The sequence below is a fragment of the Pseudomonas putida genome (assembly GCF_028682635.1).
GTDB classification, from domain to species: domain Bacteria; phylum Pseudomonadota; class Gammaproteobacteria; order Pseudomonadales; family Pseudomonadaceae; genus Aquipseudomonas; species Aquipseudomonas putida_AE.
This window is the reverse complement of sequence record NZ_JANHLK010000012.1, coordinates 208,015-222,776: the sequence shown is the minus strand read 5'-3', so window position 1 is coordinate 222,776 and position 14,762 is coordinate 208,015. Positions and strand designations below refer to the sequence as shown.

The window sequence follows — 14,762 nt, the reverse complement described above, 5'->3', positions numbered from 1 at the left end:
GATCACACCGAACCTGTAGGAGCTGGCTTGCCAGCGATGGCGTCCTCAATGCCCATGACTTCTCCCGACATGGGAATGCTCCACCTCCGTCGCCACAACCCCGCCACTCACCTCCAACCGCTGCAAAATCCCGCACTGATCGACATCCGGCCCTTCACCACAGCGTTGGCGCAGGTTGAGCAACTGTGTCTGCAACGCCATCAACCCATCGATCCGCGCCTTGACGTGGTGGATGTGCTCGTCGATCAACGCATTCACGCTTTCACACTGATCCTGCGGACTGTCGCGAAAGGCCAGCAGGCTGCGGATTTCCTCGAGGGTCATGTCGAGGGTGCGGCAGTTGCGGATGAAGGTCAGGCGTTCGGCGTGGGCCTGTGTATAGACGCGGTAGTTGCCGTCACTGCGGGCCGGCTCCGGCAGCAGGTTCTCGCGTTCGTAGTAGCGGATGGTTTCTACGGCGCAGTCGGTGAGTTTGGCGAGTTCTCCAATCTTCATGACGGCAATCTCCAAATGGGTGCTTGACCCTATAGTGGCTACAGGGTCTTTACTTGGCAACAGGCACCTTCAAGGACGCGACCTGATGAGCGATTCCCTTCATACCCACAAACCCGAGGCTGAGCACGATCACAGCCACAAACTGCAGCCTGTGCAGAAACATACCCATGGCAGTCATGGTGATTCCTGCTGTTCGTCGAAAGCAGCACCATCGCTGATCAAGTTGAGCGAAACGCCGACCGCTGGCGCGCGGCTGAGCAGTTTCCGCATTGAGGCCATGGATTGTCCGACCGAGCAAACACTGATCCAGAACAAACTCGGCAAGCTGGCGGGTGTGCAGCAGCTGGAATTCAACCTGATCAACCGTGTGTTGGGCGTCACCCATGACCTGCCGAGCACCGCGCCGATCATCGACGCCATCAAGTCCCTCGGCATGCAGGCCGAGCCGATAGAGAAGGGCGTTGAATCACCCGCGCCGGCCCCAGAGAAAAAGCCCTGGTGGCCCCTGGCGCTGTCGGGCATTGGCGCGCTGGCCGCCGAAGTCATCCATTTCACCAACGCTGCGCCTAACTGGGTGGTAGCGATCATTGCGCTGGTCTCGATCCTCAGCGGCGGCCTCGGTACCTATAAAAAAGGCTGGATCGCGCTTAAGAACCTCAACCTGAACATCAACGCACTGATGAGTATCGCCGTGACCGGCGCGATCCTCATCGGGCAGTGGCCGGAAGCGGCGATGGTGATGTTCCTGTTCACCGTGGCCGAGTTGATCGAGGCCAAATCCCTGGACCGGGCGCGCAACGCCATCAGCGGCCTGATGCAGATGACCCCGGAACAGGCCACGGTGTTGCAGGCCGATGGCAGCTGGACCACGCAAGATGTCAAAACCATCCAGCTCGGTGCGCGGGTGAGGGTGCGACCTGGCGAGCGCATCGGTCTGGACGGTGAAGTTGTGTCCGGCAGTTCGACCATCGACCAGGCGCCGATCACCGGTGAAAGCCTGCCGGTGGAGAAATCAGTTGGCGACAAGGTGTTCGCTGGCACCATCAATCAGGCCGGTTCCCTTGAATATGCCGTGACTGCTGAAGCGAACCATTCGACGCTGGCGCGGATCATCCACGCCGTCGAACAGGCTCAAGGCGCGCGGGCACCCACCCAGCGATTCGTTGACCAGTTTTCGAAAATCTACACGCCGGCCGTGTTCATCCTAGCCCTCGCAGTGGCAGTGATTCCGCCACTGTTCATGGACGCGTTGTGGTTCGACTGGATCTATCGCGCTCTGGTGTTGCTGGTGGTTGCGTGCCCCTGCGCACTGGTGATTTCCACCCCGGTGACCATTGTCAGCGGGCTCGCCGCCGCCGCGCGCAAGGGCATTCTGGTGAAGGGTGGCGTTTATCTGGAAGGCGGCTACAAGCTCGATTACCTGGCGCTGGATAAAACCGGAACCATCACCCATGGCAAGCCGGTGCAGACCGATTATCTGTCGCTTGACCCGACTGCCGACGAATCTGCTCCGGCGCTTGCCGCCGCGCTGGCCGGTCGTTCGGATCACCCGGTGTCGCTGGCCATCGCCAATGCGGCTGTGGATAAACAACTGGCGCCGCTGGTTGTGGATAACTTCGAGGCACTGGCCGGGCGCGGGGTGCGCGGTGATATCAATGGTCAGACCTATCACCTGGGCAACCATCGGCTGGTGGAAGAGCTGAACCTGTGCTCGCCCGAGCTGGAGGAGAAGCTGTTCGCGCTGGAAAAGCAGGGTAAATCCGTAGTACTGCTGCTAGATCAATCCGGTCCTTTAGCGCTGTTCGCCGTGGCCGACACGGTGAAGGAATCCAGCCGCGAAGCGATCCAGCAGCTGCATGACCTGGGCATCAAGACCCTGATGCTCACGGGCGACAACGTGCACACCGCCCAGGCGATTGCCGCGCAGGTTGGTATCGACGAGGCCAAGGGCGATCTGCTGCCCAGCGACAAGTTGCAGGCGATCGAAGCGCTGTATGCCAAAGGGCATAACGTCGGCATGGTGGGTGACGGCATCAATGACGCGCCGGCATTGGCCCGTTCCGAAATTGGTTTCGCCATGGCCGCCGCGGGTACCGACACAGCCATTGAAACCGCGGATGTCGCCCTGATGGACGACGATCTGCGTAAAATCCCGGCGTTCATTCGCCTGTCGCGCCAGACCTCGAGCATCCTCAAGCAGAACATCGCCCTGGCATTGGTGATCAAGGCGATCTTTCTTGGGGTAACCTTCGCCGGGCTCGCTACCATGTGGATGGCGGTGTTTGCCGACATGGGCGTGAGCCTGTTGGTGGTGTTCAATGGACTGCGCCTGTTGCGCAAATAGACGATGAGGGACGGTTGTGCTGAGTGCCGAGCTGAAGGCGTTTTACATGGTTGCCCGCCTGGGCAGCATCACCCTGGCAGCGAAAAAGCTCGGCTTGAGCCAACCCACGGTGACCACCCAGATTCGCAACCTGGAAAGCCAGTACTCGGTTGAATTGTTCTACCGAGGCGGCCGCCGTCTCAGCGTCAGCGATGAGGGGGCGCGGCTGTTGCCGATGGTCAAGGCGCTGCTGCAGCAGGAAGCCGACATCGAGTTTTTCCTGCGCAACAGCGGGCAGGTCCAAGGCACGTTGCGCATTGCCGCCACGGCGCCGTATTACATCCTTGACCTGGTGAAGACCTTCCGCGAGCGCCTGCCGCAGGTGGAAGTGTCGGTGGAGATCGGCAACTCCCAGCAAGTGCTGGAAGCGCTCGAGGACTATCGGGTCGATGTCGCGGCGTCCTCGCAGTTGCTGGAGGATGCGCGGCTGATTCGGCGGGTGCTCGGCAGTGATCCGCTGGTGCTGGCGGTGCATCGCAATCATCCGCTGGCGGTTCACGATCACGTGTCGCTGGGTGCCTTGGCGGGGCATACCTTGTTGATGCGCGAACCGGGTTCGACCACCCGTCGTCTGACCGAAGAATTGCTCGCGAGCGCCGGTGTGTGTTTCGGGCCGCTGTTGGAAATCGGCAGCCGCGAGTCGATCCGCGAGGCGGTGTTGCGCAACATCGGCATCAGCATCATTGCCCGCCAGGAAGTGCCGCACGATCCGCAGTTGCGGGTGCTGACGATCGAGGATGCGCCGCAGATTCCTGAATATTTGTATTGCCTCAAAGAGAGAAAAAACGCCCGGTTGCCAGCGGCGTTCCTGGGGTTGGCGCAGGAAATGTCCCCTGCCTGAGCTCTGCGGTGATTGTTCGGTCCTCTTCGCTGGCAAGCCAGCTCCTACAGGGGAATGCGATAAACTGTAGCGAAGGGGTCAGCACAGACACCGAACCAAAATCCTCGAATACCACTATCGGTGGTTTTTGCCTTACTGCCACATGACGGACGCATTACAACCCTAGGATGGCCCCATCTGCCAGATGAGGTCCGTCCATGAACAACTCGATCGCAACCGCCCTGACCAACCCCGGCGCCCCCATGAAGGTGCGCGGTGTACAGAAGCGCTTTGGCGCCTTTACCGCGCTGGACAACGTTTCCCTCGACGTGGCGGCCGGTGAACTGGTGTGCCTGTTGGGGCCTTCGGGCTGTGGCAAAACCACCTTGCTGCGTTGCATCGCCGGTCTGGAGAAGCAGGACAGCGGCGAGCTGTACCTGGGCGATCGCGACGTTTCCCATCTGGCGCCCCAGGCGCGAGACTACGGCATTCTGTTTCAGTCCTACGCGCTGTTTCCCAATCTCACCGTCGAAGCGAACATTGCCTACGGCCTGGCCGGTAGTGGTCGCGACCAGGTGCGCCAGCGCGTTGGTCAGATGCTGGAACTGGTCGGCCTTGGCGGCAGCGAGAAAAAGTACCCCGGCCAATTGTCCGGCGGCCAGCAGCAGCGAGTGGCGCTGGCTCGCGCCCTGGCCCCGGCACCTTCGCTGTTGCTGCTGGACGAACCGATGTCGGCCCTCGATGCCCGCGTGCGTGAGCACCTGTGCACCGAGCTGCGCCAGCTGCAACGCAGCCTCGGCATCACAACCCTGATGGTGACCCACAATCAGGACGAGGCCATGCTGATGGCCGACCGCATTGCCGTGATGAACAACGGCAAGGTCGAGCAGTACGCCACGCCGCAGGAAATCTACAACCGCCCGGCCACGCCGTTCGTGGCGGAGTTCGTCGGCCAGGGCAACTGGCTGCCGTTCCAGCGCAGCAGCGACAGCCACGCCCAGGTCGGCGGGATGAACATGCGCCTGGCCGATGGCGGCGCCAAGACCGCGTCGGGCCGTCTGTTCTGCCGTCCGGAAGCGATCAACGTCAACCCGCTGGTGCACGAGGAAAACCTGTTCCCGGCCAAGGTTCGGGAAATCACCTTCCTCGGTAACCGTTGCCGCATGAGTTTCGAACTCGATCAATTGCCGGGTCATGCGCTGTTGGCGGAGCTGGCACCGGAAGCCATGCCGCGCCTGGGCGCCCAGCAGATCATGGTCGCCTTGCCGCCACGCAGCCTGCAGGTGTTTGCCTGATGAGCGCGAATATCGCGCTGCCACTGCCGCAAAATCAGGTGCGGCAGACTTCCCGTGCCGAGATCGGTGACCGGCTGTTCGTGGTCGGCGGCAAAGTCCTTCTGCTGACGTTGTTGGGCGTCGCCGTATTGATGCCGTTGCTGGCGATCTTCTGGCGTGGCTTCAGCGCCGAGGCCGGGCAGGGGGGTGGTTGGGTCGCTGCCAAAGAGCTGGTGACCAGCGAGAACTTCCACTGGTTGCTCGGCAACAGCCTGAAGGTGTCCCTCAGCGTGGCGGCCATTGTCGTACCGCTGGCCTACCTGTTTGCCTACGCACTGCAACGCACCCTGATTCCCGGCAAAGGCATCTGGCGTGGCATTTCGCTGCTGCCGTTGATGGCGCCGTCGATGCTGCCCGGCATCGCGCTGGTGTACCTGTTCGGCAACCAGGGCATGCTGCGTAGCCTGCTCTCGGACAACATCTACGGCTTCTGGGGCATTGTGCTCGGTGAAGTCATCTACACCTTTCCGCATGCCTTGATGATCCTGCTGTCGGCCCTGTCCCTGGCGGATGCGCGCCTGTTCGATGCCGCTTCCAGCATGGGTGCCAGCCCGGCAAAAGCTTTCCGCAGTATCACCTGGCCAGCGACCCGCCAGGCGATATTCGCCGCGTTCTGCCTGGTGTTCACCCTGACCATCACTGACTTCGGCGTACCCGTGGTGGTCGGTGGCGACTATCAGGTGCTGGCGTTGGAAGCCTATAAGGCGGTGGTCGGCCAGCAACAGTTCGGTCGCGGCGCATTGATCGGCATGGTGCTGTTGCTGCCGGCGCTGTTCAGCTTCGGGGTCGATGCCTGGTTGCGTCGCCGTCATGGCGATTCCATGAGCGGTCGTGCCCAGGTGTTCAAGCCTGCGCCCTCGAAACTGCGCGACGGCTGCTACCTGGTCGTGGTCCTGCTGATCTGCAGCGCCTTGCTGCTGGTGTTCGGCATGGCGGTGTTCTCGTCCCTGGTGAAGTTCTGGCCGTACAACCTGTCGCTGTCGCTCAACCACTACCAGTTCAACGAAACCGCCGGCGGTGGCTGGCTGGCCTATGGCAACAGCGTGAAGATGGCGTTGTGCACGGCGCTGATCGGCAGTGTGCTGATTTTCACCGGTGCCTACCTGATGGAAAAAACCAGGGGCCAGCGCGGGCTTAACCTGACCCTGCGAATGCTCAGTTTCGTACCGATGGCGGTGCCGGGGCTGGTGCTGGGCCTGGGTTACGTCTTCTTCTTCAACCTCACCGGCAACCCGCTGCACGTGCTCTACGGGACCATGACCCTGCTGGTGGTCTGCACCATTGCTCACTATTTGACCACTGCGCAAATGACCGCCACCACCGCGCTGCGACAACTCGATGCCGAGTTCGAAGCGGCCTCGCTGTCGCTCAAGGCGCCGCTGTATCGGCACTACCTGCGGGTCACCGTGCCGATCTGTCTGCCCGCGCTGCTGGACATCGTGCGCTACCTGTTCGTCTCGGCCATGACCACCGTCTCGGCGGCGATCTTCCTCTACAGCCCCGACACCATCCTCGCGGCGGTCGCGGTGCTGAACATGGACGACGCCGGCAACGTCGGCGGTGCGGCGGCGATGTCGACCCTGATTCTGTTCACCTCGGCGGGCGTGTCCCTGCTGCTGGCCTGGGCTTCGCGCGGTTTGCTGCGCCGCTCGCAAGCCTGGCGGCAGACCGCGCCCGGTCACTGATTCATACCCTCAACTCACATACAGGAAAAGATCATGTTCAAGCCTATGGCCCTGGCCGCTGCTGTCCTCACCGCTTTCAGCCTGAACGCCTTTGCGGCGAAAACCGAGTTGACGGTGTACACCGCCCTCGAAGCCGAGCAACTGAAGACCTACAAAGAAGCTTTCGAAAAGGCCAACCCGGACGTCGAGATCAAATGGGTGCGCGATTCCACCGGCATCATCACCGCCAAACTGCTGGCCGAAAAAGCCCGTCCGCAGGCTGACGCCGTGTGGGGCCTGGCCGCTTCGAGCCTGGCGATCCTCGACCAGCAAGGCATGCTGCAAAGCTACGCACCGAAGGACCTGGGCAAGATCGGCGCGAACTACCGCGACGCCGCCAACCCGCCAGCCTGGGTCGGCATGGACGTCTGGGCCGCGACCATTTGCTTCAACACCGTCGAAGCCGAGAAACAGGGCCTGACCAAGCCCGTGAGCTGGCAGGACCTGACCAAGCCTGAATACAAAGGCAAGATCGTCATGCCTAACCCGGCATCGTCCGGCACCGGTTTCCTCGACGTCAGCGCCTGGCTGCAGACTTTCGGCGAGAAGCAGGGCTGGGCGTACATGGACGGCCTGCACCAGAACATCGGCCAGTACGTTCACTCTGGTTCCAAGCCTTGCAAACTGGCGGCGGCAGGGGAATTCCCGATCGGCATTTCCTTTGAATACCCGGCTGTTCAGCTGAAACGCCAAGGCGCACCGCTGGACATCATCCTGCCGAAGGAAGGCCTGGGTTGGGAGATCGAAGCGACGGCCGTGATCAAGGGCACTCCACATGAAGAAGCGGCGAAGAAACTGGCTGATTTCTCCGCCAGCGCCGAAGCGATGGATCTGTACAAGGAGAACTTCGCGGTTCTTGCGCAGCCAGGCATTGCCAAGCCGCAGACCGAACTGCCAGCGGACTACGAGCAGCGTTTGATCAAGAACGACTTCGCCTGGGCTTCGAAAAACCGTGACGAGATCCTGACCGAATGGCGCAAGCGTTATGACGGCAAGTCCGAGAAAGTGGCGGCCAAGTAAGATCTTCATCGGCTGACAGGACCTCTTCGCTGGCAAGCCAGCTCCTACAGGTAAACGCATACCCCTTGTAGGAGCTGGCTTGCCAGCGAAGGCGGCTTTGAATTCAGGACACCTCTAGATGACACAACACAACGACATGCTGATCATCGGCGCCGGCATCCTGGGCCTGTCCCATGCCTATGCCGCCGCCAAGCGCGGTCTTAAGGTCAGGGTTTTCGAACGCAGCGCAACGCCTCTAGGCGCATCGGTGCGCAACTTCGGCCAAGCATTGGTCACCGGCCAACCCCCGGGCCCGATGCTGGAGCTGGCCCGGGCCAGTCGCGACATCTGGGGCGACTGGGCGCAGCTCGCCGGCCTGCAACTCAAGCGCAACGGCTCATACCTGTTCGCCCGCACCGAAGCCGAAGAACAGTTGCTGGAAGCCTTCTGCGCCGGTCGCGCCGTGGAACATGGCTACCGCGTCGAACTGCTGCGTGGCGCCCAATTGGCCGATCTGTACAGCGGCCAGTTCCGCCATCACCGCGCGGCGTTGCACGGCATGGACGACCAGCAGCTGTATTCGCGTGAAGCGATTCCGGCGCTGATCGACTTTTTGCGTCGCGACCTGGGCGTCGAGTTTCACTTCTCCACCCTGGTGCGCGACATCGAACCGGGCCGCCTGCACAGCACCGCCGGCAGTTTCAGTGGCGAGCAGATTATCCTCTGTTCCGGTCACGACTATCAGACGTTGCTGGCCGAGCAGATCGCCCAGCTCGACCCGCAAATCTGCCGCCTGCAAATGCTCCGCGCCCGGCCGCAGATCAACCTTAACCTGCAACACGCAGTGCTCACCGGTTTGAGCTGCGTGCATTACGTTGCCTTCGCCGATTTGCCCGAAGCCGCGGCGGTGCAGGCCGAGATCCTGCTACACGCGCCGCACTTGCATGAACATGGCATTCACCTGCTGATCAGCCCGACGCCCTATGGCGAGTTGATCATTGGCGACTCCCACCATTACGGCAGTGATCCGTCGCCCTTCAATGCCGAGCAGGTCGACGACTGGATGATCGAGTTGGCCGAGCAGACGTTGGGCTGCAAAGTGCAAGTGGTCGAACGCTGGCAGGGTGTCTATGGTTCACAGGGGCCGGGACCGTTTTCGTTCCTGCGTCCGGCAAAAGGCCTGGCTGTGGCATTGATGCACACCGGCGTCGGCATGAGTGTCGGGCCGGCCATGGCCGAACGTAACGTCGCCACCCTGTTGGGAGAAATCTGATGCAACGCAACGAGCAGGTAATCGCCGAAGTGTTCGCTTTGTACGAGCGCTTCGGTGGCAGCGACTACATCGGCGAGCCGGTGTCGCAGATCGAGCACATGTCCCAGGCCGCGCAACTGGCGATGGCCGAAGGCTTCGATGACGAAGTGGTGTTGGCAGCGTTTTTTCACGACATCGGGCATATCTGTACCGACAGTGCCGAGAACATGGGCGGCTTCGGCATAGTGAGTCATGAGCGGTTGGGCGCTGATTATTTGCGCCGTGCAGGTTTCAGCGAGCGGATGGCGCGGTTGGTGGAATATCACGTTCAAGCCAAGCGCTATCTGACGCTCAGAGAGCCGGGGTATTACGAGCGTCTGAGCGAAGCCAGCCGTCGCACCTTGGAATATCAGGGCGGCGTGATGTCCGAGGCCGAGGCCGATGCATTCGAGCAGGACCCGTTGTGCGCGGTCAGTTTGCGCATGCGTCAGTGGGATGAGCTGGCCAAGGAGATGCATGTGCCGGTGATTGATCTGGCGGTGTTGAAGGGCAAAGCATCGCGCCTGCTGGCGGCGTAAAGCCTGTGATACCGAGTTGCTGCATTCGCGAGCAAGCCCGCTCCCACATTGGATTTGTGATCGCCGCAAATTCAATGTGGGAGCGGGCTTGCTCGCGAAGAGGCCGGTCAGGCCACTAGAGCTGCTGCGCAAGTACCTCAACCTGCTCCTGCCGCTCCGCCTGATTCAACTTCGGATGCGCATTAAGCGAAGACCACTGCGGATGCGCCCGCGCCCTGTTCAGGGCCTCGGGCAATTTACCTTCCCGCCAACTCTTGTCCTGCGGCGTGGCCACCTGAATGCTGTCCATCGCCGCATGCCCACGGGCGTTCAGCGCTTGCAGCAGTTGCCGCTGACGCAACGCCAGCAGCCGCAACACGCTGTCATCCACCGTCAGTTCGCGCTGGCCCTTGATCTTGCCCAGCAAGCGGCTGCCATAACTGCGCGCGGTTTGCAGGGCGCCACCGGCGATCGCCCCGGCCAGCGCGGCAGCACCGAGCGTCAGGCCGCCGACCAGCAAGTCGACGCCGGCCCCCGCGGCGGCACCGGCAGCGATACCACCGCCCACCCGCACGCCCAGTTGCTTGAGGGTTTCGGGGTTGAACAAGTCATCGCCCCAACGGCCATCGAGCAGCGGCAGATCACTCGCCGCAGCGTCCTGCGGGCGAAACGCGTAGAGCTTGAGCAGCGCTTCGACACAACGCTGCTCGCGTTGGCGCACGGCCTTGCGCAGTTCATCGATCGCCTGTTGTTCCTGTTGCGCATCGCTGACCACGCTGCGTCGGCAAGCGGCGCAATCGATCAGCAATTCGGCAATCAACCGTACCGCACTGCGCTCACGGGCCAGGCGTTGTGCCTGCTGGTCGGCGATCAGGCGTTCCAGTTGTGGCCGTGCGGTTTCCAGCAGCAGCGCCAGGCTTTCATAGAGCCGGCGCTCGCCGTCCTCCGGCGGTGCGACGCTGTCGAAGCGAACCAGCGCATGCAAACCCAGGCGCGCCAGGGCTTCACGCCACGCCGGCTCGCGGTGGTTGGCGCTGCTGACAAAATTCAGCACCGGCAGCAGGGGTTTGCCGCAGCTGGCCAGCACTTCCAGCTCATCGCGATACTTGGCCAGGACCGGTTCCCGGGCGTCGATCACATAGAGCCCGGCGTCCGACGCCAGCAACTGGCGCAGCACCTTGGCCTCCTGTTCGAAACGCTGCCGGGCTTCGCTGCCCTCAAGAAAACGCGCCAGCCGCGCCGGGCCATCCAGTCGCTCGCCGGGACGCTCCAGGCGTTCGAGGTAGTCGAGCAGGGCGATGGCGTCTTCCAGGCCGGGCGTGTCGTAAAGATCCAGCAACGGCTCGCCGTCCACCGACAAGCGCGCACCTTCGACATGCCGCGTGGTGCTGGGGCGGTGGGACACTTCGCCGAAACCGACATCGCGGGTCAGGGTGCGCAACAACGAGGTTTTGCCGACGTTGGTGTGGCCGACCACGGCGAGTTTCAGGGGCTGCTTGCTGGTGTCAGTCATGACCCGTCTCCAGCCAGTTCATCGGAGCGCAATCGGCGAACGGCAATTCCAGCTGTTGCAGCGCCACATGCCAGTCGCCCAGGCGTTCGGCGTCCAGCTCTTCCCCGGGCGGCGCCTGCAACAACCACACGCGGGTGGCGCTGGCGCTGCGGGCCAGTTCGGCGATCAGCGCCAGGCTGCCGCGGTCCGGCGAGCGCCGTGGATCGCACGCGATCGCCAGGCGCGCAGGAGGAAAACGGCTCAATTGCTCGAGGAGTTTGTTGCGCGATTCGCGGCTGTCGAGGATCCCGGCGTTGCTGACGTTCTTCGCCAGTTGGGGCGGCCACGGACGGTCGTCGTCCAGCTCGATGGCGACCAAGAGTGCGCCATCGCTGTGCTGTTCGCTGACGCCGCTTTGCACTCGATGAAGTTGTGCTGGCGCGGCATCGCTGACACCCAGGCGTTCGCTGGTGGGCATCAGCCGTTCGCGCAGTTGGGCATAACCTGGCAGGTTCAGGTCAAGCTGCAGGCTTGTGCGGGCGGACTTCCAGCGCCACAGACAAAACAGCGCCAGCACCAGGCGCGGCACTACGCCGTAGACCAGTAACACACCCACCAACCACGCCGCCCAGGCTTGGCGGGCACTTTCGATGTTCAGTGCGGCGTCGCCACTGGCGCGGATCATCGCCTCGGTGGGCACGCTGAAGCCGAGCAAGGCCGGTAGCGCGCCGAGGGCCTGGGTCACGGCAATGAAGGTGTCGGCACTGAGGATCGTGGTTTCCCAGACGAAGCCGTAGCGTCGGGTGGCCATCAACGTCAACAGAATCACCAGGGCACTGAGCATCGCCAATAACCACAGGCCATTGACCAGTACGCCGATGGCCCAGCGATTGAGTTTCCGGCGTTGCAGCAACAGCAGCAGGGCTGGCGCCAGTTGCGCGGCCTTGGCGTCCCGGGCGAGTTTTTCGCTGAGCCACAACCACAGGCGCCCGAGGCTGGCGCCGTGTTCGCCGGCAAACACCAGGCCCAGGGCCCAGCTCAGCAGCAGGATCAGGTTGAGCCCGAGCAGGCTGCCCAGCGCCCAGAACACATTCACCGGGTGCAGGCCGTCGCCCATGGCGGCAAAGGCCAGGCCGGCGCCGCTGACCACGGCCAGCACCGCCATAACGATCAGCGCCAGTCGCGCGCCTTGTTGCCAGTGTTTGAGGGCATCAGCCAGGCCATCGCGCTCGGCCAGCCACAGGGCGCGGCGTTGAATGCGCGTCGGCAGATCGCCGCCGGCGCTGCGGGCCAATCGGTTGGCTTCCAGATCTTCCAGGGGCCCGGCGTGTTCTTCGCGCAGGCGGATGGTTTCTGTCAGCCAGAGAGTATTCAGTTCAGTCACGCGGCATCCCGTCGCTTAATTGAACTGTGAGCATAACCGCTGTGGCGCTTATCGGGGAAAGCGAGGCTCTGGTATCCTCGCCGGCATGACTAAATCACTCCCCCTCAGCCTGATCGCAGCCCTCGGTGAAAACCGTGTGATCGGCGTCGACAACAGCATGCCCTGGCACCTGCCGGGGGACTTCAAGTACTTCAAGGCCACTACCCTGGGCAAGCCGATCATCATGGGCCGCAAGACCTGGGATTCCCTCGGTCGCCCGTTGCCGGGGCGCTTGAACATCGTGGTCAGCCGTCAGGCGGATCTGGTGCTCGAAGGCGCGGAGGTTTATCCGTCGCTGGAGGCCGCGGTGGTTCGCGCCGAGGAATGGGCGAAGGAGCAGGGCGTCGATGAGCTGATGCTGATTGGCGGGGCGCAGTTGTATGCGCAGGGGTTGGCGCAGGCCGATCGGTTGTACCTGACCCGCGTGGCGCTGAGCCCGGAAGGGGATGCGTGGTTTCCGGAGTTTGATCCGGGGCAGTGGAAGCTGGTGTCCAGCACCGAAAATCCGGCTGTGGATGACAAGCCAGCGTACAACTTCGAAGTCTGGGAAAAAGCCTGAAAGCTTCGCGAGCAAGCCCGCTCCCACATTGGATCTGTGAACGACACACATCCCCTGTGGGAGCGGGCTTGCTCGCGAAGAGGCCCGCTCAGGCAATGAAAGACTTAAGCGTGCGCCAATGCCGAATGCTCATCCGCATCCAGCAGCTCTTTATCCGTCTGCTGCATCACCTGGCTGGTAATCGCCCCGGCCGTCATCGAACCACTGACGTTCAACGCCGTACGCCCCATATCAATCAACGGCTCGACCGAAATCAGCAACGCCACCAGTGACACCGGCAAACCCATCGCCGGCAACACGATCAACGCGGCAAAGGTCGCGCCCCCGCCAACGCCAGCCACACCCGCCGAACTCAGCGTGACAATCGCCACCAGCGTCGCGATCCACAACGGGTCCAATGGGTTGATGCCCACCGTCGGCGCCACCATCACCGCCAACATCGCCGGATACAGGCCGGCGCAACCGTTCTGGCCAATGGTCGCTCCGAACGAAGCGGCGAAACTGGCAATGGATTGCGGGATGCCCAGCCGGCTGGTCTGCGCTTCGATGCTCAGCGGGATGGTCGCGGCGCTCGAACGGCTGGTAAACGCAAATGTCAGCACCGGCCAGATCTTGCGGAAGAACCGCAGCGGGTTGATCCCCGCCGCCGACACCAGCACGCCATGCACCACAAACATCAGGCCCAGGCCGATGTAGGACACCACGACGAAACTGCCGAGCTTGATGATGTCCTGCAGGTTGGAGCCTGCGACCACCTTGGTCATCAGCGCCAGCACGCCGTAAGGGGTCAGCTTCATCACCAGGCGCACCAGGCGCATCACCCAGGCTTGCAGGGTGTCGATGGCGTTGATCACTTTCTGACCTTTTTCCACGTCATCCTTGAGCAGCTGCAAAGCCGCGACCCCGAGGAACGCCGCAAAGATCACTACGCTGATGATCGACGTCGGCTTGGCCCGCGCCAGGTCGGCGAAGGGGTTTTGCGGAATGAACGACAGCAGCAACTGCGGCACATTGAGGTCCGCGACCTTGCCGGCGTAGTCGGTCTGGATGGTTTGCAGGCGCGCCATTTCCTGGGTGCCGGCCACCAGGCCCTCGGCGGTCAGGCCGAACAGGTTGGTCAGGCCGATGCCGATCAAGGCCGCGATGGCGGTGGTGAACAGCAGCGTGCCAATGGTCAGGAAGCTGATCTTGCCTAGCGACGAGGCGTTGTGCAGGCGAGCCACAGCGCTGAGGATCGAGGCGAATACCAGCGGGATCACGATCATTTGCAGTAGCTGCACATAACCGTTGCCCACCAGGTCGAACCAGCCGATCGAGGCTTTCAACACCGGGTTACCGGCACCGTAGACAGTGTGCAACGCCACACCGAACGCCACGCCCAGCACCAGGGCGAGCAGGACTTTTTTCGCCAGGCTCCAGGTGGTGTGGCGGGTTTGTGCCAGGCCCAGGAGCAGGGCGAGGAACACCAGCAGATTGAGAATCAGCGGCAGATTCATGAGGACTCCGAAAGTGACTTGTGCCAGCTACCTTCCGGGGCAGCTGCGAACCGGCAAGCCTAACAGCTTGATTTACAATGAATTAATATCAAAAACGTCTGGTGACTGTCGTTTTTGGAATAAGCCGGTGTCGCTCTCGGGGATGCAGCTGACGCGATACGCACGTTGGCGGTCGCTGACAGACGAGGACTGTCACACTTATTTGTTAGCGTCGATCTCTTTCACTCA

Annotated in this window: 12 protein-coding genes; 8 read left to right on the top strand and 4 right to left on the bottom strand. The window is 62.4% G+C overall.

Annotation, left to right across the window (positions count from 1 at the left end; all coding sequences use genetic code 11):
- Positions 1-45: 45 nt before the first annotated feature.
- On the bottom strand, positions 46-495 hold the full coding sequence (gene cadR, locus NPS56_RS17220; protein ID WP_274075693.1) for a Cd(II)/Pb(II)-responsive transcriptional regulator: 450 nt from the start codon (positions 493-495) through the stop codon (positions 46-48).
- 85 nt (positions 496-580) lie between these two features.
- Between cadR and NPS56_RS17215 the strand changes: the two genes are divergently transcribed.
- From NPS56_RS17215 to NPS56_RS17185, 7 genes are all read left to right on the top strand, one after another.
- A complete protein-coding gene (locus NPS56_RS17215) occupies positions 581-2,839 on the top strand; it encodes a heavy metal translocating P-type ATPase (RefSeq protein WP_274075692.1) in 2,259 nt (752 codons plus the stop codon).
- Between the two features lie 16 nt (positions 2,840-2,855).
- Entirely contained in the window at positions 2,856-3,719 is an 864-nt protein-coding gene (locus NPS56_RS17210) for a LysR family transcriptional regulator (protein ID WP_274075691.1), read from the top strand.
- A 197-nt stretch (positions 3,720-3,916) separates the two neighbouring features.
- Positions 3,917-4,993, top strand: coding sequence for a putative 2-aminoethylphosphonate ABC transporter ATP-binding protein (locus NPS56_RS17205; protein WP_274075690.1), 1,077 nt, complete (start codon positions 3,917-3,919; stop codon positions 4,991-4,993).
- A complete protein-coding gene (locus tag NPS56_RS17200; RefSeq protein WP_274075689.1) occupies positions 4,993-6,717 on the top strand; it encodes a putative 2-aminoethylphosphonate ABC transporter permease subunit in 1,725 nt (574 codons plus the stop codon). The genes NPS56_RS17205 and NPS56_RS17200 overlap by 1 nt, the downstream gene beginning before the upstream one ends.
- Before the next feature lie 33 nt (positions 6,718-6,750).
- The gene (locus NPS56_RS17195; protein ID WP_274075688.1) at positions 6,751-7,776 is read left to right on the top strand and encodes a putative 2-aminoethylphosphonate ABC transporter substrate-binding protein; all 1,026 of its coding nucleotides are present in this window, start codon (positions 6,751-6,753) and stop codon (positions 7,774-7,776) included.
- Between the two features lie 118 nt (positions 7,777-7,894).
- Entirely contained in the window at positions 7,895-9,028 is a 1,134-nt protein-coding gene (locus NPS56_RS17190) for a TIGR03364 family FAD-dependent oxidoreductase (RefSeq protein ID WP_274075687.1), read from the top strand.
- Positions 9,028-9,585: a phosphonate degradation HD-domain oxygenase gene (locus NPS56_RS17185; protein WP_274075686.1), complete on the top strand. Its 558-nt coding sequence runs from the start codon at positions 9,028-9,030 to the stop codon at positions 9,583-9,585. Before NPS56_RS17190 ends, NPS56_RS17185 begins: the two co-directional genes overlap by 1 nt.
- A gap of 115 nt (positions 9,586-9,700) precedes the next feature.
- Here the strand turns inward: NPS56_RS17185 and NPS56_RS17180 are convergent, their stop codons facing one another.
- The gene (locus NPS56_RS17180) at positions 9,701-11,077 is read right to left on the bottom strand and encodes a GTPase/DUF3482 domain-containing protein (protein WP_274075685.1); all 1,377 of its coding nucleotides are present in this window, start codon (positions 11,075-11,077) and stop codon (positions 9,701-9,703) included.
- Positions 11,070-12,440, bottom strand: a complete 1,371-nt coding sequence (locus NPS56_RS17175; RefSeq protein ID WP_274075684.1) for a DUF2868 domain-containing protein — start codon at positions 12,438-12,440, stop codon at positions 11,070-11,072. The genes NPS56_RS17180 and NPS56_RS17175 overlap by 8 nt, the downstream gene beginning before the upstream one ends.
- An 85-nt stretch (positions 12,441-12,525) precedes the next feature.
- On the opposite strand from NPS56_RS17175, the gene NPS56_RS17170 reads away from it, so the two are divergent.
- Positions 12,526-13,038: a dihydrofolate reductase gene (locus tag NPS56_RS17170; RefSeq protein ID WP_274075683.1), complete on the top strand. Its 513-nt coding sequence runs from the start codon at positions 12,526-12,528 to the stop codon at positions 13,036-13,038.
- Positions 13,039-13,142: 104 nt separating this feature from the next.
- On the opposite strand, the gene NPS56_RS17165 is transcribed toward NPS56_RS17170, so the two are convergent.
- On the bottom strand, positions 13,143-14,534 hold the full coding sequence (locus NPS56_RS17165) for an L-cystine transporter (RefSeq protein WP_274075682.1): 1,392 nt from the start codon (positions 14,532-14,534) through the stop codon (positions 13,143-13,145).
- Positions 14,535-14,762 lie beyond the last annotated feature (228 nt).